This is a genomic window from Ruegeria sp. C2, assembly GCF_056537765.1.
The window spans coordinates 564,403-584,573 of record NZ_JBQFRZ010000001.1 but is presented as its reverse complement, the minus strand read 5'-3'; the positions used below and the strand labels follow the sequence as shown (position 1 = coordinate 584,573).

General features: G+C 58.6%; 20 protein-coding genes. 12 read left to right on the top strand and 8 right to left on the bottom strand.

Annotated features, from left to right (window positions below; all coding sequences use genetic code 11):
• Positions 1-193 precede the first annotated feature (193 nt).
• From ACR0IV_RS02945 to ACR0IV_RS02935, 3 genes are read right to left on the bottom strand one after another with little or no spacing between them, the layout of a single operon-like run.
• Positions 194-1,597, bottom strand: a complete 1,404-nt coding sequence (locus ACR0IV_RS02945; protein ID WP_480657939.1) for a TRAP transporter large permease — start codon at positions 1,595-1,597, stop codon at positions 194-196.
• Between the two features lie 3 nt (positions 1,598-1,600).
• The gene (locus ACR0IV_RS02940) at positions 1,601-2,230 is read right to left on the bottom strand and encodes a TRAP transporter small permease subunit (protein ID WP_480657941.1); all 630 of its coding nucleotides are present in this window, start codon (positions 2,228-2,230) and stop codon (positions 1,601-1,603) included.
• 59 nt (positions 2,231-2,289) lie between these two features.
• Positions 2,290-3,306: a C4-dicarboxylate TRAP transporter substrate-binding protein gene (locus ACR0IV_RS02935; protein WP_480657943.1), complete on the bottom strand. Its 1,017-nt coding sequence runs from the start codon at positions 3,304-3,306 to the stop codon at positions 2,290-2,292.
• A 397-nt stretch (positions 3,307-3,703) separates the two neighbouring features.
• On the opposite strand from ACR0IV_RS02935, the gene acs reads away from it, so the two are divergent.
• The 8 genes from acs (at position 3,704) to ACR0IV_RS02895 (ending at position 13,100) form a co-directional block, all read left to right on the top strand.
• Positions 3,704-5,668 carry an acetate--CoA ligase gene (gene acs / locus ACR0IV_RS02930; protein WP_480657945.1) on the top strand — a complete coding sequence of 655 codons (1,965 nt, stop codon included), beginning with the start codon at positions 3,704-3,706 and terminating at the stop codon, positions 5,666-5,668.
• A 7-nt stretch (positions 5,669-5,675) separates the two neighbouring features.
• On the top strand, positions 5,676-6,359 hold the full coding sequence (locus ACR0IV_RS02925; protein ID WP_480658570.1) for an adenylate kinase: 684 nt from the start codon (positions 5,676-5,678) through the stop codon (positions 6,357-6,359).
• 183 nt (positions 6,360-6,542) lie between these two features.
• A complete protein-coding gene (locus ACR0IV_RS02920) occupies positions 6,543-6,827 on the top strand; it encodes a DUF4212 domain-containing protein (protein ID WP_480470054.1) in 285 nt (94 codons plus the stop codon).
• Between the two features lie 7 nt (positions 6,828-6,834).
• Positions 6,835-8,619, top strand: coding sequence for a sodium:solute symporter family protein (locus ACR0IV_RS02915; RefSeq protein WP_480470055.1), 1,785 nt, complete (start codon positions 6,835-6,837; stop codon positions 8,617-8,619).
• Positions 8,620-8,727: 108 nt separating this feature from the next.
• A complete protein-coding gene (locus tag ACR0IV_RS02910; RefSeq protein ID WP_480657947.1) occupies positions 8,728-10,551 on the top strand; it encodes a DUF294 nucleotidyltransferase-like domain-containing protein in 1,824 nt (607 codons plus the stop codon).
• Positions 10,552-10,578: 27 nt separating this feature from the next.
• On the top strand, positions 10,579-11,097 hold the full coding sequence (locus tag ACR0IV_RS02905) for a hypothetical protein (RefSeq protein WP_480470057.1): 519 nt from the start codon (positions 10,579-10,581) through the stop codon (positions 11,095-11,097).
• 2 nt (positions 11,098-11,099) lie between these two features.
• The gene (locus ACR0IV_RS02900; RefSeq protein WP_480657949.1) at positions 11,100-12,512 is read left to right on the top strand and encodes a 3'-5' exonuclease; all 1,413 of its coding nucleotides are present in this window, start codon (positions 11,100-11,102) and stop codon (positions 12,510-12,512) included.
• A gap of 87 nt (positions 12,513-12,599) precedes the next feature.
• The gene (locus ACR0IV_RS02895) at positions 12,600-13,100 is read left to right on the top strand and encodes a flavin reductase family protein (RefSeq protein WP_480658571.1); all 501 of its coding nucleotides are present in this window, start codon (positions 12,600-12,602) and stop codon (positions 13,098-13,100) included.
• On the opposite strand, the gene ACR0IV_RS02890 is transcribed toward ACR0IV_RS02895, so the two are convergent.
• Genes ACR0IV_RS02890 through ACR0IV_RS02875 form a run of 4 tightly spaced genes read right to left on the bottom strand, consistent with a single transcriptional unit; the run spans position 13,097 to position 15,463 of the window.
• Complete coding sequence (locus ACR0IV_RS02890; protein ID WP_480657951.1) at positions 13,097-13,576, bottom strand: DUF6505 family protein; 480 nt, start codon at positions 13,574-13,576, stop codon at positions 13,097-13,099. The two genes, ACR0IV_RS02895 and ACR0IV_RS02890, sit on opposite strands and share 4 nt — an antisense overlap.
• Positions 13,573-14,271, bottom strand: coding sequence for a biotin/lipoate--protein ligase family protein (locus ACR0IV_RS02885; RefSeq protein ID WP_480657952.1), 699 nt, complete (start codon positions 14,269-14,271; stop codon positions 13,573-13,575). Before ACR0IV_RS02885 ends, ACR0IV_RS02890 begins: the two co-directional genes overlap by 4 nt.
• Positions 14,268-15,329, bottom strand: coding sequence for an Mrp/NBP35 family ATP-binding protein (locus ACR0IV_RS02880; RefSeq protein ID WP_480657953.1), 1,062 nt, complete (start codon positions 15,327-15,329; stop codon positions 14,268-14,270). Before ACR0IV_RS02880 ends, ACR0IV_RS02885 begins: the two co-directional genes overlap by 4 nt.
• Positions 15,326-15,463, bottom strand: a complete 138-nt coding sequence (locus ACR0IV_RS02875; RefSeq protein ID WP_480470063.1) for a hypothetical protein — start codon at positions 15,461-15,463, stop codon at positions 15,326-15,328. The genes ACR0IV_RS02880 and ACR0IV_RS02875 overlap by 4 nt, the downstream gene beginning before the upstream one ends.
• Here ACR0IV_RS02875 and ACR0IV_RS02870 point away from each other — a divergent pair.
• On the top strand, positions 15,462-16,190 hold the full coding sequence (locus ACR0IV_RS02870) for a hypothetical protein (RefSeq protein WP_480657955.1): 729 nt from the start codon (positions 15,462-15,464) through the stop codon (positions 16,188-16,190). The genes ACR0IV_RS02875 and ACR0IV_RS02870 overlap by 2 nt on opposite strands.
• On the opposite strand, the gene ACR0IV_RS02865 is transcribed toward ACR0IV_RS02870, so the two are convergent.
• Entirely contained in the window at positions 16,184-18,139 is a 1,956-nt protein-coding gene (locus tag ACR0IV_RS02865) for a 4Fe-4S binding protein (protein ID WP_480657956.1), read from the bottom strand. The genes ACR0IV_RS02870 and ACR0IV_RS02865 overlap by 7 nt on opposite strands.
• A gap of 251 nt (positions 18,140-18,390) precedes the next feature.
• Here ACR0IV_RS02865 and ACR0IV_RS02860 point away from each other — a divergent pair, with 251 nt between their 5' ends.
• Genes ACR0IV_RS02860 through ACR0IV_RS02850 form a run of 3 tightly spaced genes read left to right on the top strand, consistent with a single transcriptional unit; the run spans position 18,391 to position 20,139 of the window.
• On the top strand, positions 18,391-18,945 hold the full coding sequence (locus ACR0IV_RS02860; protein WP_480470066.1) for a DUF3305 domain-containing protein: 555 nt from the start codon (positions 18,391-18,393) through the stop codon (positions 18,943-18,945).
• On the top strand, positions 18,942-19,523 hold the full coding sequence (locus tag ACR0IV_RS02855) for a DUF3306 domain-containing protein (protein ID WP_480657958.1): 582 nt from the start codon (positions 18,942-18,944) through the stop codon (positions 19,521-19,523). Before ACR0IV_RS02860 ends, ACR0IV_RS02855 begins: the two co-directional genes overlap by 4 nt.
• Positions 19,524-19,527: 4 nt before the next feature.
• Complete coding sequence (locus tag ACR0IV_RS02850; protein ID WP_480657959.1) at positions 19,528-20,139, top strand: TorD/DmsD family molecular chaperone; 612 nt, start codon at positions 19,528-19,530, stop codon at positions 20,137-20,139.
• The last annotated feature ends 32 nt before the right edge of the window (positions 20,140-20,171 follow it).

Below are 20,171 nucleotides of genomic sequence, written 5' to 3'. Positions count from 1 at the left end.
CGCCTCCCCCGAGATATTTATAGCCAGATGAAGAACGGATCCTTAACCAACACATCGAAAAATGGTCGGGTGGTACAGGCAGGGATGATGACTGCGCTAAGTGAAGTTCTCTGGCTTGATGGTCAGAGAGCGGATCCTTTCTTCATCTGGCTATAAATATCTCGGAGCGCGAGGCAGAGCCTCGCAAAATCCTCTATCCCGCAAGAGATGGCAGGTAGAGAACGATACCCGGGAAAGCCACAAGCAATGCAATTGTCAGCGCATCTGCAATGAAGAACGGTGTCACGCCTTTGAAGACATCCTGAACGCTCAGGTCGGGGCGCACTCCGGCAACAACAAAGCAGTTCAGTCCGATGGGGGGCGTGATCAGACAAAACTCAGCCATTTTCACCACGAGGATGCCAAACCAAATCGCGCACATCGGGCCGGACATGCCGAAAGCGCTGTCGGCAGCACTGATGCTCTCGCCCCCGTTCAGAGCCATCACCGCCGGGTAGACAACGGGCAGCGTCAGCAGCAGCATTCCGATCGCATCCATGAACATACCCAATACCGCATAGGCCAGCAGGATGCAGATCAGGATCAGCATCGGTGACATCTCAAGTGAGGTGATCCAGTCCGAGAACGCACCCGGTAAGTCGGCAAAGCCCAGAAAACGGACATAGATCAAAACGCCCCAGATGATCGCAAAGATCATTGCCGTCAGCTTAGCCGTTTCCAACAACGCCGATTTGAACTCAGGCCAGCGCATGCCGTGGAACAGCGCAAAGCAGAAAACGATGAATGCGCCGATTGCCCCGCCTTCAGTCGGGGTGCCCCAGGCTTTCTCGCCAAACGGGTTGTAGACGAAGCATATGATGATCAGGATCACCGCGACGATGGGCAAGGCGCCGGGCAAAGCGTTGAAACGCTCTTTCCAGCTGAAACCGGTGACCGGAGGTCCGACCGATTTGAAAACAACTGCGATGCCGACGATCAGCAGGCCGTAGATAATGGCCGAAAACGCCCCCGGTATGAATCCGGCAAGCAGCAATTTGCCTACATCCTGTTCAACGATGATGGCGTAGATAACCAGGATCGCCGAGGGTGGGATCAACGAGGCGAGCGTACCGCCTGCTGCAACAACGCCCGCCGCAAAGCGTTTGTTATAGCCGACCGACAGCATCTCGGGGATTGCGATGCGGGCAAACACCGCCGAAGTCGCAACTGATGCGCCTGAAACCGCTGCAAAACCTGCTGTTGCGAAGATGGTTGAAACGGCCAGCCCGCCGGGCACCCAAGCGATCCAGCGCTTAGCGGCCTCGAACAACGCGCGTGTCAAACCGGCATAATAAGCCAGATAACCGATCAGGATAAAGGTTGGGATCAGGCTGAGTGTATGCGAGGCCACCTTTGAATGGGGCACCTGACCAGCAGTCTTGACGGCAACGGTAACTGCCTTGCCGAACCGATCAGGGTCGTAGCCGAATTTGGCCCAGAAAATCCAGATCAGGCCAATCAATCCTGCGAGTCCGGCAGCAAAGGCCACGCGCATTCCTGTGATGACGAGAACCAGCAGCAGCCCAGTGACCCACAGGCCGATATCGATCGTGTCCATGGGTCAGTTCTGCCTTTCGTACTGTTCGGCTTCGGCGGCCGCCTGAGCCGCTGCATCCTGTATGAGCGGAACAGCAACAGGGTGCTCAGCGCCAGTGACCAGCGCACAGCCATAACCCCAGATCTGCAAAACCAACCGCAGGCATAGCACCGAGAACGCGACCGGCGCGAGCAATTTGGCTGGCCAGAGGGGAATACCGATATCGATCGAGCTGTCGCGGCTCCAAAGCGGAGCACCGAAGTCAAACGACCGGTCGAAATGGGACCAACTGCCCCAGACAAGCGCAAGCATCAAGAGCAGGATCAACAGGACCGAAGTCAGCTCGAACAACCAAAGAGCACGCCCCTTCAGCCGGGAAATCACGATGTCCATGCGGATATGCCCACCATCGCGCTGAACATAAGAGATGCCCAGAAAGGCAATCAGGGGCATGGCCTGCTCGATCCAATCGACATACCCCGGCAAAGGCGCATTCAAGGCATTACGGCCGCTGACCGAGATCACCGCCAGCACCATAAGGCTGAACACCGCCAATCCACTTATCAGTGCCAGAAAACGCTCTAACCTCAATAGTTTCAGGTCCAGACGGCTGATCAGACTGCCATCCTGCAGCACCGTGGCATGTCCTGCCATCTTTGCATTCCTTCGCTGTCGGGAATGGCCGGGCGCCAAGCGACGCCCGACCTGGGCGATCAGTTACCGCCGCGTTGCTGCTGCAAGGTGGCCTGCACAAGATCATATAGATCCTGCGCGGGAAGACCTTGCTCCGTCATGTCCGCGATCCACTTCTCGCGGATAGGGTCCGCGGCCTTGGCGCGGAATTCTTCGATCACGGCGTCCTCGATCATCACTTTCTGAACGCCCTTCTCTTCCAATACGCTATCCCATTGCTCCAGCAGCCCACCATAATTGGCCAGGTAATGCGCAATGGCTTCGTCGATGGAACTGTCCAGCGCTTCCCGATGCTCGGGGGGCAATGCGTCATAGGCATCGATATTGACCACAACCGGACAGTTCACAGTGCCGGGGTTCAGGTTAGCAGTCCACCAGTCAGCCTCGTTGATCGTACCGAAGGATAGATGCGCGTGCTGAGCGAAGGCCACGGTATCGACCACACCGGATTCCATCGCATTATAAGCTTCGGTCGCAGGGACAGAGGTAGGCACGCCGCCGACTGCCTCAAAAGCCTGACCCAAACCGCCTGTGGCACGCACGCGCATGCCATCGAAATCGGCCAGTTTATCGCGCGCATCGCCGGTACCAACAAGGTTATACTGCGGCATGGGTGAGGTCATGATGATCCGCGCGTTCCACTGCGCCATCTCGTCCTTGACGGCGGGATGATCATAAACTGCGTGGCTGACTGCCACTTCTTCGTCCAGATTGTTCACGCCCAGAAACGGCAGTTCCAAAACGGTGATCGCACGGTTCTTGTCGCGGTGATAGCCGGCACAGAACTGCGCCATCTCGAACGCGCCAATCTCGATCCCATCTAGATTCTCACGCGGCTTCGAAAGGCCACCATAGCTGACATTGATAGTGAACTCGCCGCCCGTTTTCTCGCTGACCAGTTCAGCCAGTTTCTCGACATGTTCAGTGAAAGCGCGACGCTTTCCCCAAACCGAGGCATTCCATTCAGTCGCTGCGGCTTCGGCAACAAACGCAAAGCTCAGCGCGGCGACAGCCGCACCGCTCAACATCTTGTTCATCGTATTTCCTCCCATTGGTGCACCCCCTGACGAGGCGCTTGAAAATGAAGCTAGCGCTAAGTCCTTGATGTGCCAACCCCTGCTATCGGGCGCACATCGGCACTGATCTTCCCCAGGGGAAACACAAAGTAGCGCAAACCATGCAGAAGCAGCATAAGTAAAAGTTACACGCTACTATTTGTTTTGCATGGCTTTTTACACATATTGTGAAATTTATTTACATACCGGGAGGGATTTCAAAAATTTGTTTACAAACAAATCCAAGGATTACGGTAATTTATTTATTTCTTTTCTGCTCTCCGTATTATTCGAGTCGGGGAGGAACCGGATCGACATTGCCTGATCGGCGGCAGTATCAATCCAATGTAATCCAGTTCTAGAGGGAGGAGCCTCAACCATGACTACCGCTGCTCAGGCAGATGCCAAGACTTATCCGCCATCCGCAGAAACCGTCGCTCGTGCGCATGTGGACGCCGACAAATACGCAGACATGTATGCGGCTTCAATCAACTCCCCAGAGGCCTTCTGGGAGGAACAAGGCAAGCGTGTCGACTGGATCAAACCCTTCTCTCAGGTCAAAGACGTCAACTATGATTTTGGCTCGGTCAAGATCAACTGGTATGCTGACGGGACGCTGAACGTCTCGGCGAACTGTCTGGACCGCCATCTGGCCACACGCGGAGATCAGACCGCGATCATCTGGGAGCCGGATGATCCGCAGGACCCGGCCCAGCACATCACCTATGCCGAACTGCATCGCCGCACCTGCCGCATGGCCAACATTCTGGAATCGCTGGGCGTGCGCAAAGGTGACCGCGTTGTCATCTATCTTCCGATGATCCCCGAGGCCGCTTATGCCATGCTGGCGTGCGCGCGCATCGGCGCCATTCACTCGATTGTTTTCGCAGGTTTCTCGCCTGACGCCTTGGCCGCACGGGTCAATGGTTGTGACGCAAAGGTCATCATTACAGCGGACGAAGCGCCACGCGGTGGCCGCAAGACGCCTCTGAAGTCGAACGCTGATGCCGCCCTGCTGCACTGCAAAGACTCAGTGAAGTGCCTGGTGGTCAAGCGCACCGGTGGACAGACCACCTGGATCGACGACCGCGACTATGACTACAACGAAATGGCGCTGGAGGCGGATGACTACTGCGCCCCTGCCGAGATGAACGCCGAAGATCCGCTGTTCATCCTGTATACCTCGGGCTCGACTGGCCAACCGAAGGGTGTTGTGCATTCGACCGGCGGTTATCTGGTCTATGCCTCACTGACGCATGAAGTCACTTTCGATTACCACGAAGGCGATGTCTACTGGTGTACAGCCGACGTCGGCTGGGTCACCGGCCACAGCTATATTGTCTATGGTCCTCTGGCCAATGGCGCGACCACGCTGATGTTCGAAGGCGTACCGACTTTTCCGGACGCGGGGCGTTTCTGGGAAGTTTGTGCCAAGCACAAAGTGAACCAGTTCTACACCGCTCCTACCGCAATCCGCGCTCTGATGGGTCAAGGCAACGAGTTTGTCGAAAAGCACGATCTGAGCGACTTGCGTCTGCTGGGCACCGTGGGTGAACCGATCAACCCCGAGGCTTGGAACTGGTACAATGACGTCGTCGGCAAGGGTAAGTGCCCCATCGTTGACACGTGGTGGCAGACCGAAACCGGCGGTCACATGATGACCCCCCTGCCCGGCGCACATGCGTTGAAGCCCGGCTCAGCTCAGAAACCGTTCTTCGGCGTTCAACCAGTGGTTCTGGACCCGCAATCGGGTGTCGAGATCAACGGCAACGGCGTCGAAGGTGTTCTGTGCATCAAGGACAGCTGGCCCGGCCAGATGCGCACCGTATGGGGTGACCATGAGCGGTTCGAGAAGACCTATTTCTCGGACTACAAAGGGTACTACTTCACCGGTGACGGCTGCCGTCGTGACGAAGATGGTGACTACTGGATTACCGGTCGTGTTGACGACGTGATCAACGTCTCGGGTCACCGCATGGGCACCGCTGAGGTGGAAAGCGCCCTGGTTGCACATGCCGCTGTGGCTGAGGCCGCTGTTGTAGGCTATCCTCATGAAATCAAAGGACAAGGTATCTACTGCTATGTCACTTTGATGAATGATCGTGAGCCTTCAGATGAGTTGCTGAAGGAACTGCGCACTTGGGTTCGGACCGAGATCGGCCCAATTGCCTCGCCGGACGTGATCCAGTGGGCCCCTGGCCTGCCCAAGACGCGCTCGGGCAAGATCATGCGCCGTATCCTGCGCAAAATCGCCGAAAACGACTTCGGCTCGCTGGGTGACACCTCGACACTTGCGGATCCATCGGTCGTTGACGATCTGATCCAGAACCGCGCGAACAAGTGAGGGTATGATGGACGCTGCCACGACCACAACCCCCGCTGTTCTGATCCTTCTCGGCCCTCCGGGCGCCGGGAAGGGAACGCAGGCTCGTATGCTCGAAGACAAGTTCGGGCTGGTTCAACTCAGCACCGGCGACCTGCTGCGCGAAGCGGTTGCCGCCGGTACTGAGGCTGGTCTTGCCGCCAAAGCCGTGATGGAGGCCGGCGATCTGGTCAGTGACGGGATCGTCATCGCCATCCTGCGCGACCGTATGGCCGAGCCGGACTGCACCAAGGGTGTCATTCTGGACGGCTTCCCCCGTACCACGGTTCAGGCCGAAGCTTTGGACGGTTTGCTGGCTTCCGGCGATCAGAAGATCAACGCCGCCATCAGCCTCGAGGTTGAAGATGCCGAGATGGTGACACGGATTTCAGGCCGTTACACCTGCGCTGGATGCGGAGAAGGTTATCACGACACGTACAAACAGCCTGTCGAAGACGGCAAGTGCGACAAGTGCGGCCATACTGAGTTCAAGCGCCGCGCGGATGACAATGCCGAGACGGTAGCATCGCGTCTGGCGGCCTATCACGCGCAAACCGCGCCATTGATTGACTACTACCAGAACCAGGGCGTGCTGAAAGGCATCGACGCCATGGGGCAGATCGACGACATCGCCCGTGACCTTCAGGGTCTTGTTGGCGACGTCATGAGTTAAGGGGAGGAGATAAGCCCACAGGGCTTTGATCCTTACAACAGAATACTTCAATGGACCCGCCTTGGCGGACCGGAGAGGTTTTGCCTGACGTCACGGGGCGTTTGGCACATTCGAGAAGCGGCCTAACGCACTGGAGGAGTTGGGCAACGGGCCGCCAACGAGGAAGCGAAGGAGGAACCCGCGATGGCGGATAATTCGACTAACTCCGCGCAGGCTGCAGAGTCCGATAAGGGCTATTGGCAGGCCAACCTGCGCCTCATCTACATCAGCCTCGCGATCTGGGCGCTGGTGTCTTTCGGATTCGGCATTCTGCTGCGTCCGCTGCTGTCCGGCATCGCCGTCGGTGGTACAGATCTGGGCTTTTGGTTCGCTCAGCAAGGATCGATCCTGGTCTTTCTGGTGCTGATCTTCAACTACGCCTGGCGCATGAACAAGCTGGACGCTGAATACGGCGTGGACGAGGAGTAAGCGAGCCATGGACCAGTTTACCATCAACTTGCTGTTTGTGGGCGCGTCCTTTGCGCTCTACATCGGCATCGCGATCTGGGCCCGTGCGGGTTCCACATCGGAATTCTACGCCGCCGGTCGCGGCATTCACCCGGTCACCAACGGTATGGCGACAGCGGCTGACTGGATGTCTGCGGCCTCGTTCATCTCGATGGCGGGCCTGATTGCCTTTACCGGCTATGACAACTCGACCTTCCTGATGGGTTGGACCGGTGGCTACGTGCTGCTGGCTCTGCTGCTTGCGCCTTACCTGCGTAAGTTCGGCAAATACACCGTCTCGGAATTCATCGGTGATCGTTTTTACAGCCAGACCGCACGTATCGTTGCGGTGATCTGCCTGATCGTGGCTTCGGTAACCTATGTGATCGGTCAGATGACCGGTGTGGGCGTGGCCTTTGGTCGTTTCCTCGAGGTTTCGAACACGTCCGGTCTGCTGATCGGTGCGGGCGTCGTGTTTGCCTACGCGGTGTTTGGCGGAATGAAAGGCGTGACCTACACTCAGGTCGCTCAGTACTGCGTGCTGATCACCGCCTACACCATCCCGGCGATCTTCATCTCGCTGCAGCTGACCGGTACTCCTATTCCGGCGCTGGGTCTGTTTGGTGACACCGCCAGCGGTGAACCCCTGCTGACCAAGCTGGACGCGATCGTGACCGAGCTGGGCTTCAACGAGTACACGACTCACCACTCGAACACGCTGAACATGGTGCTGTTCACCCTGTCGCTGATGATCGGTACGGCTGGTCTGCCGCACGTCATCATGCGTTTCTTCACCGTTCCCAAAGTGTCTGACGCACGTTGGTCGGCGGGCTGGGCACTGGTCTTCATCGCTCTGCTGTATCTGACCGCTCCTGCAGTTGGTGCAATGGCGCGTTTGAACATCAGTGACATGATGTGGCCCAATGGTGGCATCGAAGGTGGCGCTGTTTCGGTCGAAGAAATCGACACCGATCCGCGTTATGACTGGATGGCCACGTGGCAGAAAACCGGTCTGCTGGATTGGGAAGACAAGAACGGCGACGGCAAGATTCAGTACTACAACGACAAGTCTGAAGCTATGCAGGCGATTGCGGAAGAAAAAGGCTGGGTCGGTAACGAGTTGACCAAGTTCAACCGCGACATCCTGGTTCTGGCCAACCCCGAGATTGCCAACCTGCCGGGTTGGGTGATCGGTCTGGTCGCTGCCGGTGGTCTTGCGGCTGCTCTGTCGACCGCTGCGGGCCTGTTGCTGGCGATCTCGTCGGCCGTGTCCCACGACCTTGTCAAAGGTGCGATCAACCCGTCCATCTCTGAAAAGGGAGAACTACTGGCGGCGCGTATCGCAATGGCGGTAGCCATCGTTGTTGCAACCTATCTGGGTCTGAACCCACCGGGCTTTGCGGCACAAACCGTGGCCTTGGCCTTCGGTCTGGCGGCAGCCTCGATCTTCCCGGCGCTGATGATGGGGATCTTCTCGACCCGCATCAACAACACCGGCGCGGTTGCAGGTATGCTGGCAGGTCTGGTCGTGACCCTGGTCTACATCTTCCTGCACAAGGGCTGGCTGTTCATTCCGGGCACCAACTCGTTCACCGATGCTGATCCGCTGCTGGGTCCGATCAAGTCGACCTCGTTCGGTGCAATCGGCGCGATGATCAACTTTGCGGTTGCCTACACTGTTGCAGGCATGACCAAAGAGACTCCGCCGGAGATCGTTGAATTGGTCGAAAGCGTACGCATTCCCCGTGGTGCGGGCGCGGCTCAGGATCACTGAGTGTAATGCGGTCGGCGGCTCTTGTCTTCGACCGCATCTTTCGACTTACTGTTCCCGCCCGGCACACCACCGGGCGGGATTTTTCATTCAGAACTCCGGAGAGCGTAGATGCCCCTGTCCCATGACGAAATCACCCGGTTTCTGAAGTCCGTACACCCCTATGACGCCCTGCCGCCCGAGGTTCTGGACAATCTGGTAGACCAGATCGAAGTTTGGGAGCTGGACGAAGACAGTTCGATCTACGAACTCGGCCATGCAATGCCCGGAGTGTTCGTTATCTACGAAGGACAGGTTGAAATTACTGATGAGAACGGTGCCGTTGTCTCTCATCTCGGGCTCAGGAATTCCTTCGGTGAACGCGGGCTGCTGAAAGACGGCAAGGCCGCGACCAAAGCTCGTGCGCATACACCTTCGGTTCTGATTCTGTTGCCCCCTGATCTGGTGCGCAAGCTGATCGACGGGCACGACGTTATCTCGAAGTTCTTCAACAGGACCCGAGGCGAGCGAACCGGGCCGGACAGCCTGGCCACCAGTGCAATCGACGTTCTGATGGCACACAATCCTGCCACCTGCCCGCCCGACACCTCGGTTCAGAACGCCGCGCAAATCATGCGTGACCGCCATATCTCATCGCTCTGCGTGACCGAGGGTGACAAGTTGCTGGGTATCGCCACGCTGCGGGATATTTCGGGCAAGTTCGTCGCCGAAGCGATGCCAGCTGGCACAACCGTTTCGGCCATCATGACCGCCAACCCGATCACACTGGCCCCCACAGATATCGGCTCCGATGTGCTGCACGTGATGATGGAGCGCGGCATTGGTCACATTCCGATATCCGAAGCCGGGCGGTTGGTTGGTATCGTCACTCAAACCGATCTTACCCACTATCAGGCGGTCAACTCCGCCGAGCTGGTGGGCCGAATTGCCCGAGCCAACACCGCGCACGAGATGGCTTCGGTCACCGCCGAGATACCGCAACTGCTGGTCCAACTCGTCGCGGGCGGCAACCGGCACGAGATTGTGACGCGGTTGATAACGGACATTGCCGACACCGCTACGCGGCGCTTGTTGGCATTGGCCGAAACCGAGCTTGGAGCACCGCCAGTGCCTTACCTGTGGCTCGCCTGTGGTTCGCAAGGACGGCAGGAGCAGACCGGTGTCTCGGATCAGGACAACTGCCTGATGCTGGATGATAGCGTGACGGATGACGATATGGCCTATTTTGCAGCGCTGGCCAAATTCGTCTCAGACGGGCTGGATACCTGCGGCTATTTCTATTGCCCCGGTGACATGATGGCGACCAACCCGCGCTGGTGTCAGCCCGTGCGCGTCTGGCGCGACTATTTCAAAGGCTGGATTGCAAAACCCAACCCCGAGGCGCAAATGCTTGCCTCGGTTATGTTCGATCTGCGGCCCATCGGTGGGTCCTTTGATCTGTTTACCGACCTGCAGGCCAATACGCTGGCCGCGGCGAAGGCGAACTCGATCTTTGTCGCGCATATGATCTCGAACTCGCTGAAGCACACCCCTCCTCTGGGCCTGCTGCGCGGCTTTGCCACCATCCGCTCGGGCGAACATCGCAATACGCTAGACCTCAAGCATAACGGCGTGGTGCCGATTGTGGATCTGGCGCGCATCTACAGCCTGCAGGGACAGTTGACCGAAGCAAACACACGCGCGCGTCTCAGTGCGGCTGAGGCCAGCGGAGTTCTCAGCGCCTCGGGTGCGCGCGATCTTCTGGACGCCTATGACCTGATCGCTGAGACCCGGCTGGAACATCAGGCGCGTCTGGTAAAGGCCGGTGATGCGCCCGACAACTACCTTCCCCCGGCTGATTTGTCCGACTTTGAGCGAAGTCATCTCCGCGATGCGTTTGTCGTGGTAAAAACGATGCAATCAGCTGTTGGTCATGGCAAAGGAATGCTGGGCTAAGACAGCAGAAATGAACGGAGAGACATTATGTTTCTGGAACTGATCGGCACGATTTTTGCGGGCTTCGCGTTTGCGGGTGTCGTGATGGTGGTGAACAAGTTGACCGGAGGCCGCTTGCCCAAATGGGCCGCACCGGTCGCGGCGGGTGTCGGGATGATCGCGATGACGATCACCAGCGAATATTCCTGGTACGACCGCACCCGCGACCAACTGCCCGAGAGCCTGACAGTGGTGCAAGAGGTTGAAAGCCGCGCCTTCTATCGCCCCTGGACCTATGCCGTGCCCTTTGTCGATCGCTTCGCAGCAATTGATGCCGCCTCCGTGCGCACCAATACGAGCGTACCGGATGAGCGTCTGGTGGATCTCTATTTCTTTGGCCGCTGGGCACCGGTTTCAAAGATGCCCGTTGCCGTCAATTGCGCAGAAAACAGCCGTGCCAATCTGGCCGATGGTGCCGAGTTCGCCGATGACGGGCGCCTCCTGAACGCCAGTTGGATCAAGATCGATGCCAATGATCCCGTGATCGAGGCAACCTGCGGGGTCTGACCATGCTAAATCACCTGAGCCTGCGCCTGAGGATTTTTCTATTTTTCCTCCTGATTGCCGCAGGTGGATTGATCATAAGCGCACTGGCATTGTGGATCAGCTATGAGCGGGTCGACGATCCTGATCTCATTGGTGCGTACGTCTTCGCCGAGATTCTGATCGCCTTTGGGCTGCTCGCGCTGATCGTCGGTGTCTGGCTTTTGTTCGATGACAATGTTGCAAAACCAATCGAACGGCTTTCGGCCCAGCTGCGGGCGCGGGCCCATGCCGGGGTCAGCACGGATCTGGACCTGCAGGCCGCACGCTATCTGGGTGATCTGGCCCCCGCCGCCGCCGGGCTGGCCGAGCAACTGGCCGCCAATGCCATGAGCACGGCTGAGGCTGTGGCCGCGGAAACCGCCCATCTGGCTTCGGAGAAACAACGCCTCACGGCGCTGCTGACAGAAATCCCGGTTGCCATGCTTCTGGCCGGGCCCAAGCACCAGATCGTTCTGTATGATGCCCAGGCCGCTGAGGTTTTGGCTCAGATTGCGCATCCCCGGCTGAATGCCTCGCTTTTCGACTATCTCGAAGCAACGGGCCTGACAGATTCCTATGCCAAACTGATCAAAACCGGAAAAGACGTTCATTGCACTCTAACCAGCGTTGATGGGCGGCAAACCTATTCTGCCCGGATGAAACCCTTGGGCGATGCCCCGGGTTACATGCTGGTTTTTGATGACAGCGCCGCACAGATCGCCCCCGACGAGGCGCGCCCGCTGGTCTATGATTTTGAACTGCTCGATACATCCGGAGATGACGCGTTCGAAGAAAGGCATCTTCTGGACCTGTGTTTCGTGGTTTTCGATACCGAAACCACGGGCCTTCTGCCGCATAAGGACGAGATCGTACAGATCGGCGCGGTGCGCGTCGTGAAAGGCAAGATCGTCGACGGTGAACGGCTGGATACTCTGGTCGATCCCGGCATCCCGATACCGCCCGCCTCAACCAAGGTACACAAAGTCAGTGACAGGATGGTACAAGGCGCACCCGATATTGCCGAGGCTGGTCGCAGCTTTCACCAATTCGCTCGGGACGCTGTGATTGTTGCCCATAACGCGCCATTCGACATGGCCTTTTTACGCCGTCACGCTGACCGCATGGGGGTCGAATGGACACACCCCATACTCGACACCGTTCTGTTGTCGGCAGTGCTGTTCGGGGCGTGCGAAACGCATACGTTGGACGCAGTCTGTGAGCGGCTGGGCATAACCATCCCTGAAGCCCTGCGTCACACGGCTTTGGGCGATGCTGTCGCAACCGCTGAGGTGCTCGTTCGGATGCTGCCAATGCTGACGGCGCGCGGCATGGTGACCTTTGGCGACGTCATCGCAGAAACCCGCAAACATGGTCGGTTGCTTGAAGACCTGAACTGATCGGAAAATCCCGAATTCACGTAAGCTTTTCGTGGACAATCCCAGCGCCACATGGCACCTGAGACAGGCCCATTGAACGAGCGCGCGATGACGGAAAAGACATTCATTCCCGGCCCCGAGCAGAGCCTTGCCTTTCGCGAGGCCTTGGGCTGCTTCGGCACCGGCGTCACTGTCGTCACCACCAATACCGCAGAAGGCCCTGCTGCGATCACCGTGAACTCCTTTGCGTCCGTCTCACTGGACCCGCCGCTGGTTCTATGGTGTTTGGATCGGCATTCAAACCGATACGACGCCTTCAGCACCTGCGAGCACTATGCGATCCATGTGATGGCGCAGGACCAGCACGACCAGGCATTGCAATTCGCACGCAACGGGTTCGATTTTTCCCATGCCGATTGGCAGGAAGATGAGGCCGGACGGCCCCGTCTTGCGGACTGTCTGGCTCGATTCGACTGTCGCTTGTCCGCGCGTCATGAGGCAGGGGATCACCTGATCCTGGTTGGCCATGTCGAGCAGGTGATGCATCGCCCCGGTCAGGGGCTGATCTTCAAGCGCGGTCAGTTCGGTGGATTCGCTGACTTGATCTAATCGTCCAGAGATCCGTGAACTGCCAAGGCTTCAAGCTGCGTCTCTTGCGGCGTGATCACGCGAAACGCCTCGTGCACCCCTGCCCCTGTCAATTCTCGGGCAACGGTCAGTAAGGTATTCGGTGCGTGATCTTCGCACATCTCAGCCATATGTGAGATTTCGGTCCGCGCCACATCCATCGCCGCCTCAACCGAGGGCGCACCGTAGAACTGAACAAAATGCTCTGCCAGGTTTTGCGCCATCTGGTCTATCTCGGCCGGTTCGATTTGCGTAACGGCGACAAAGGTAACACGGCCAAAGGTCTCAAGCCCGAGCCAGCCATTCGCGAACGCTTGCCGCGCCTTGCCTTCCAGATCGCCCTCACCCCAGTTTGAGAACTCAAACCCGCCCGAGACGCACCATTCACCTGTACGCGCAGGTGAATGGAACACGTTCATGTCGCTCTCATCGAAATGGATCGCACGGGCCAATTTCATTTTGCAGTCTCCAACAATTCCGTCAGCGGGCGCAAATGCGTGTCATCGCCCTTGCGGATGAGCATCCCAAAGCGTTCATCAGTGCCCAGGAACACACCCTGATCCCCAATCGGCTCACCAACGCCGCGCAACAACCCCAACCATTCGCCATGCAGCGGGGCATTGCCCTCGTCCTGCCAACGGTTGAGCCATGTGAGCATATGGCGCGACCAGCTTTCAACCAGTTGATCCGCCGCGACATCGGCGCACCCTTCGTCATATAGCGCTGTGACGTCCGGTGTCTCGCCCGGCGCATCGCTGGTTTGCAGCAGCGCCAGTTCCCAGCCGATCACCAACCAATCGGGCACCTCGTCCGGAACCCGGCTTGAGGATTCGACGTGAAACTGACCGCATCTCGCGCCGTTCACACAGATCAGCCCGTCCCAGCCCAGATGCACCGCAACCTCGGGCGGGGCGAGCGCGCCGAGCGCGTTCTGGAACCCGACAGCGCACAGCGGTAGCATTGCCATCGCGTCCTGCAATGGGACTTCGGGCGCAAAGACGATGGCAACGCGCAGGCGATCCGCCTGAATGTTATAGACCACCGTCCCCCCGTCACAGCCCAGCGCCGCCATGGCCTGCGCCTGTTCGAACGGATCCTCACCGGCCTTGGCAGGATGCCCGCTGAGCAGAGGTGGAAAGACCGGCTGGGTCATGCGTTCCCCTTGGCGATCATATCTCGGGCGATCTTGCGGAATGACTCAGCCTGTGGGCTATCGGGTTTGCTGACAACGATGGGCGCACCCCCATCCGCAGCGACGCGAATATCCAGATGCAGCGGGATTTCCCCCAGCAGCGGCACGCCCAGCGCCTCGGCCTCGGAAGCCACGCCGCCATGACCGAAGACATGCTCTTCGTGCCCGCAATTGGAACAAATATGCGTCGACATATTCTCGATCATCCCAACAATCGGCGTTTTGAGCTGGTTGAACATGTCGATCCCCTTGCGGGCGTCAATCAAGGCAACGTCTTGCGGGGTTGAGACGACAATCGCCCCATCCACCTGAAATTTCTGGCTGAGCGTCAGTTGCACGTCGCCGGTACCCGGCGGCAGATCAACAATCAGAACATCCAACGCGCCCCACTGCACCTGACTCATCATCTGTTGCAGAGCACCCATCAGCATCGGACCCCGCCAGACGACCGCCTGCCCTTCGTTGGTCATGAGCCCCATCGACATCATGGTCACGCCGTGATTGCGCAGCGGCAGGATCGTCTTGCCATCGGGGCTGGCCGGGCGCCCCGAAACACCCAGCATCCGAGGCTGAGACGGGCCGTAGACATCCGCATCCAGCAGACCCACACGCCGCCCTTCAGCCGCCAAAGCACAGGCGAGGTTCGCTGAGACGGTCGACTTGCCGACGCCCCCCTTACCCGAGGCCACCGCAATAATGCGATCCACGCCCGGCACGGCCTGCGGGCCGGTCTGTGATGGCTTGGGCTTCGGCTTCAAATCCGGCGGAGCCTTGTCGGAATGCGCGGTCAGCATGGCCGAGACCTTGGATACCCCCTCAACCATCTGCGCTGCTTGTTCGGCCGTGGCGCGGACAGGCTCCATCTTCTCGGCTTGTTTCGGATCAATCTCCAGCACGAACCGCACGGTATCGCCTTCAACATTCAGCGCCCGCACGATGCCTGCGCTGACAATATCCTGCCCTGAAGCCGGGTCGGTGATCTTTTTCAGGTTCGCCAGAACCGCGTCACGGATGCTCATGCCATCTTTCCTTTGATCTGCCCTGTGCGAAAGGCATTGCGTATCGACAGGTTATAGTCGCCGCTCATTGCATGTGTCTCCGTCTCTTTCTGTTTATTTGACGCGTCGGGTTTGTCGCCGTTAGGTTTGGCCATGCGCTTTGTCCTGTTGTGCCTCAGCCTGACGCTCACCGCCACCCCCTCTTGGTCGCAAGAGGCGCTTGGCCTTGCCGCCCCGGACGAGGTGTCAGACTCGGGTCTTCTGCAACATATTCTTCCACGCTTCTCTCTCAAGACCGGGATACGCGTAGTTGCGGATGAAAGTGGCATCATGTCACTGGCCCCGTCCCCGCCCGGTGATCCGGTCTTTGCGCGTGACGGGGTAATCTATCACCTGCGCATCGATGACAGCGCCAAACAAATACGGTTCCGCGACTGGCTGCAATCCGACATCGGTAAACGCACGGTTGAAGGCTTTGCCCCTTCCGATGGCATCCCCTTCAGTGCAAGTTTCGAAATCGCCATTGTTACCGAAGAGGTCGAGGTCGACGGCAACGCGCTGCTGGGCGAAGATCTGTCGATGACCCATTGTGGGCGGTGTCACGTGATCGGCCCTCAGAACCGCATGAACGGTCTGGGCTCGACCCCTTCCTTTGCGGTGCTGCGCGCGATGCCAGACTGGTCCGAGCGGTTTCAGGCTTTCTTTGCTCTGAACCCACACCCCGCCTTCACGCAGATTGAAGGTGTCACCGAGCCCTTCCCGCCCGAACGCCCTTCGCCCATCCACCCGGTCGAGATGAGCCTTGACGATCTTGAGGCAATTCTGGCTTTCGTCGCCGCCCTCCGCGCCGCCGATCTGGGCGCTCCGCTGCAATTTCAGTGATCCTTGCGCTTTGAGAAATAGTCATCCGTGGTGACAACCCGTGGTCTGGCGGCAGACTGGAAGGGATTGTCGGTGCTGTGAAACTGCGCATTCACCCGGCAATCGTCGCACATCTGAATCATCCGTGCCTGATCCGAAGTCGCGAACATCGGATGCGTCCCTGACAGCTTCTCCATGATCCGCTCAACCGTCGATTTGACACCAAAGGCCGCGCCGCATTCGACGCATTCGAATGGTTCTTCCTCATTCAGCACCTGCTGCGACAGAGCTTTGTCGCTCAGATCAAGCTGAGGCACCAACGTGATCGCCTGTTCGGGGCAGATCGTGCGGCAGATCCCGCATTGCAGACAAGCGTCTTGCTGGAAGTTCAGCTGCGGCTTGTCCGGATTGTCGATCAGCGCACCCGAGGGACACAGAGAAACGCAGCTCAGGCACAATGTGCAGGTATCAGTGTTCACCGCAAGCGCGCCATAGGGTGCTCCTTCGGGCAAGGTCAAGGGTGCCTCGGCGTCCGGGTTCAGAGCCTGCGCCGCCAGACGTGCAATTTGACGGCGATTGCCCAGCGGCAGAACCGGTTCCGTCAAAGGCTGCGGCACCTCTTGTCTGTAAAGCAGATCAGCCAGCGCATCCGGGTCGGCCTCATCAATCAGGCTCAGCACGCCCTGCCCCGCGATGGCCTGCGCCAGCACAAGTTCCCGATCCAGCGCATCGCGTTCGGTTTTGGGGCCCAACAGAATATCGACACGGGCGAAACCATGCGCCAGACCGGCCAGCATTTCAGCGTGACCAAAACCTGAGACTACGTTTAGCTCCAACGGAATGACATCCGCGGGCAGCCCCCGTCCGAACCGGGCGGCCATGCGGATCATCTCCGCCCCATGCGCATCATGTACTAGCAAGCGTGGCGCAGTGCCGCCCGCGCGCCGGAATGTTCGCGCCAGAATATGCATCCGCGATAACACGGCTGAAACCGGAGGGTCTTCATAGGTTATGGCAGTCGACGGGCACAGGGCCGAACATTCACCGCACCCTGCGCAAATCATCGGATCAATCGCCACATGATCACCTGCCGGAGTGATTGCTCCGGTCGGGCAGATATCCAGACAGTTCGAACACCCCGTTTGCTCGGCCCGCGAATGGGCACAAAGGGTCTCATCCAGTCTGACATAGAGCGGTTTCTCAAATGTCCCGACCAGTTGCACCGCATCGAAAGCAAGACGCGCCACTGCCACCGCATCACGGGGATCGGCGCGCAAGTAGCCTTCGCGCTTGTCGGGGGCCGTCACCAGAGGCGTTTCACCGGTTAGATCGACGACAATATCGCAGCGCGACTTCGCCCCGTCACGGGGGGCGCTCCAGCTGAAACCTCCCCGCCCGCCAGGCTCCAGTTGCTGCACCTGATCCAGGTGCCAGGTGAAACCACCCAACGCACCCGTCAGGTTGCGCACCCGTGCCTTGGCGACATCAAACGAGCGGCTAAGGGGTTCGGCATCATCCGTCACAAGAACCGTCATCGCCAATACGCCAGCCAGTTGTTCGGCCAATGGATAGGCAACCTCACCGGGGCCAATAACGCAGCAGGTGCCTTCGCTGATGACATCAACGCTGGATGTGACCGGTTGCGGTACCATCGCCTCAGCGGCCAGTGCAGCCATTTTGGGTGCCGCGTCTGCGCCCTGCTCGGACCATCCGGCCCGGTCGCGCAGATCAACAAAACCAGGCTCTTCGACACCCAGTTCCTCGGCAAGTTCGTTGAAAACCGTACTTTCCTGCCCGCAGGCAATCACCACTTGTTCGCCGCTTTTGAGATATTCGGCCGCCACTGCAAGCTCGCGCGTACAGAGCGCAGTATGCACCCTGCTGCAATTCACCTCACAGGCCGAAGAAATGCCATCTGCATTCAGCGTTTGCGTCCCTTCGCAATCGCACAACACTAGCTTGCTGGCCATATCCCCTCCCGGCTCTGCTTGCTGACCGTCTGCACCTTAGACCTAATCCGCGCCGTGACAATGCGAAGGCCCTGCGAAATTCCAAAAATATGCACTATTTTTCACCATTCATCAGCGCCGCAGTCTACATTTGCGGATAAAGTAATAGTGAATACGACAGATTGAGACCTAACTGGACTTGGCAGGGCGTCACTTTATGTACCATAGTACATGCAGGCGAAGGCAGGGGAGAGCCTTCAGGGGAGGAGCCAGTGGCCAAGGCCGCAAGCCAGATTGAAATGCCGGTTGGCGTCGTTGTGCGCAAAACACCCGGGGTCACACGTTGGGCCCGATGGAACTGGCGCGCGGTCGCCTTACTACCTGGCGCCAGACCAGCCGATTGGCAGGAACTACGCCGTGAAGGTGAAGCCGTCGAATATCATGCTGCAACACTGACATTGACACTGTGGGCCGACGAGACCGAGGCTTACATGGTCAACCTGTCTGATGGGCAGCCGTCGCTGTATCTCGTGTTACGAGATGAGTTGAAGGGCGAAACCCCATTGAATGCCGTATTGATCACCGCTTCCCCCTACGAAGGTCAGGACTACGCCGATACCGGTGAAGAGATCGTCGAAAAGATTCCCATGACCGAAGGCCTGATCGCATGGCTACGGGATTTCACCCTGCAGCATCACCATGATGAGGTGTTTGTAAAACGCCGCCGCGACAAGAAACGCGTTGATCTTGTCGAAGACGGGAAAGGTGACGCGCGCATTCGCCAGGATTCGGATGTCTATCGCGCACCGCGCAGGGTGCTGCAATGACCGAGACCCGCGATTTTTGGTCCCGCCGCAAGGCTGCCGTTCAAGCCGAAGCCAAAGCCGACGCTCTGGTGGCAGAAGAACAGACCATCGCAGCACAACAAGCTGAACTGGAAGAAAAGAGCGACGCCGAGATTTTGGCCGAGTTTGATCTGCCCGATCCCGACACGTTGCAAGCAGGTGATGATGTCTCGGGCTTCATGGCCAAGGCTGTCCCAGATCGTCTGCGCCGCCGCGCCTTGCGTCGCCTATGGCGGCTAAACCCGGTGTTGGCCAATGTCGACGGGCTGGTCGACTACGGAGAAGATTATACAGACGCCGCCTGCGTGATCGAGAACCTCCAGACGGCCTATCAAGTTGGCAAGGGCATGCTGGCGCACATCGAAGCGCTCGCTGCCGAGGCAGAGGTTTCCGAAGCGGAACCAGAGGCTGACGCGCCCGAGACGATCGAGTCAGGTGAAGAACCGATCAACGCCGTCGAACCTGAACCGGAAGCCCCACAGATGGCTGAGATGGAAGAGCCGGAGGAGATCGAACTCACCCCCGCTCCACGCCGCATGAAATTTGAATTCGAAGGATAATTCTATGACCGCAGACAACGCGCAAACCATTGATATCTCGACTGAGGATCGTCTGCGCGCGGATTTCTACAATTTTCTAGGGCTGCTACTGGCCGGTCCGCCCGATCAGTTGCTACTGGATCAGATGGCCGGGCTGGGCGGTGATGACTCGGATCTGGGTCAGGCCATTCAGGCGATGGCACGGGTGGCCAAGGTCACCAAACCTGCCGCCGCAGAGCGCGAATTCAACGCGTTGTTCATTGGCTTAGGTCGGGGAGAATTGTTGCCCTATGCCTCTTTCTATCTGACCGGGTTCCTGAACGAAAAACCGCTGGCCCAGCTGCGCAATGACATGGCAGCGCGTGGGATCACGCGGGCACAGAATGTCTATGAACCCGAAGACAACATCGCCTCGCTGATGGAGATGATGGCGGGCATGATCGTCGGTCGGTTTGGCGCGCCTGCTTCGCTCGACGATCAAAAGGCGTTCTGGAACAAACATATCGGCCCCTGGGCCGCGCATTTCTATTCGGATTTGGAAGGTGCCGAGAACTCGGTCCTCTATGCCTCGGTCGGCACGGCCGGTCGGGTGTTCATGGAGATTGAGCGTGAAGCCTTCCGAATGACGGCAGCGTGAACCGCTGTCATTCGCCAGCGTCCTTCGGGGCG

Bases quoted from the DNA above. Each gene is read 5' to 3' on its own strand.
- ACR0IV_RS02915 (WP_480470055.1), top strand. From the start codon at position 6,835: ATGGACCAGTTTACCATCAACTTGCTGTTTGTGGGCGCGTCCTTTGCG.
- ACR0IV_RS02885 (WP_480657952.1), bottom strand. From the start codon at position 14,271: ATGACCCAGCCGGTCTTTCCACCTCTGCTCAGCGGGCATCCTGCCAAG.
- ACR0IV_RS02935 (WP_480657943.1), bottom strand. From the start codon at position 3,306: ATGAACAAGATGTTGAGCGGTGCGGCTGTCGCCGCGCTGAGCTTTGCG.
- ACR0IV_RS02890 (WP_480657951.1), bottom strand. From the start codon at position 13,576: ATGAAATTGGCCCGTGCGATCCATTTCGATGAGAGCGACATGAACGTG.
- ACR0IV_RS02870 (WP_480657955.1), top strand. From the start codon at position 15,462: ATGCGCTTTGTCCTGTTGTGCCTCAGCCTGACGCTCACCGCCACCCCC.
- ACR0IV_RS02905 (WP_480470057.1), top strand. From the start codon at position 10,579: ATGTTTCTGGAACTGATCGGCACGATTTTTGCGGGCTTCGCGTTTGCG.
- ACR0IV_RS02945 (WP_480657939.1), bottom strand. From the start codon at position 1,597: ATGGACACGATCGATATCGGCCTGTGGGTCACTGGGCTGCTGCTGGTT.
- ACR0IV_RS02910 (WP_480657947.1), top strand. From the start codon at position 8,728: ATGCCCCTGTCCCATGACGAAATCACCCGGTTTCTGAAGTCCGTACAC.
- ACR0IV_RS02855 (WP_480657958.1), top strand. From the start codon at position 18,942: ATGACCGAGACCCGCGATTTTTGGTCCCGCCGCAAGGCTGCCGTTCAA.
- acs (WP_480657945.1), top strand. From the start codon at position 3,704: ATGACTACCGCTGCTCAGGCAGATGCCAAGACTTATCCGCCATCCGCA.
- ACR0IV_RS02920 (WP_480470054.1), top strand. From the start codon at position 6,543: ATGGCGGATAATTCGACTAACTCCGCGCAGGCTGCAGAGTCCGATAAG.
- ACR0IV_RS02940 (WP_480657941.1), bottom strand. From the start codon at position 2,230: ATGGCAGGACATGCCACGGTGCTGCAGGATGGCAGTCTGATCAGCCGT.
- ACR0IV_RS02925 (WP_480658570.1), top strand. From the start codon at position 5,676: ATGGACGCTGCCACGACCACAACCCCCGCTGTTCTGATCCTTCTCGGC.
- ACR0IV_RS02900 (WP_480657949.1), top strand. From the start codon at position 11,100: ATGCTAAATCACCTGAGCCTGCGCCTGAGGATTTTTCTATTTTTCCTC.
- ACR0IV_RS02895 (WP_480658571.1), top strand. From the start codon at position 12,600: ATGACGGAAAAGACATTCATTCCCGGCCCCGAGCAGAGCCTTGCCTTT.
- ACR0IV_RS02865 (WP_480657956.1), bottom strand. From the start codon at position 18,139: ATGGCCAGCAAGCTAGTGTTGTGCGATTGCGAAGGGACGCAAACGCTG.
- ACR0IV_RS02880 (WP_480657953.1), bottom strand. From the start codon at position 15,329: ATGAGCATCCGTGACGCGGTTCTGGCGAACCTGAAAAAGATCACCGAC.
- ACR0IV_RS02875 (WP_480470063.1), bottom strand. From the start codon at position 15,463: ATGGCCAAACCTAACGGCGACAAACCCGACGCGTCAAATAAACAGAAA.
- ACR0IV_RS02850 (WP_480657959.1), top strand. From the start codon at position 19,528: ATGACCGCAGACAACGCGCAAACCATTGATATCTCGACTGAGGATCGT.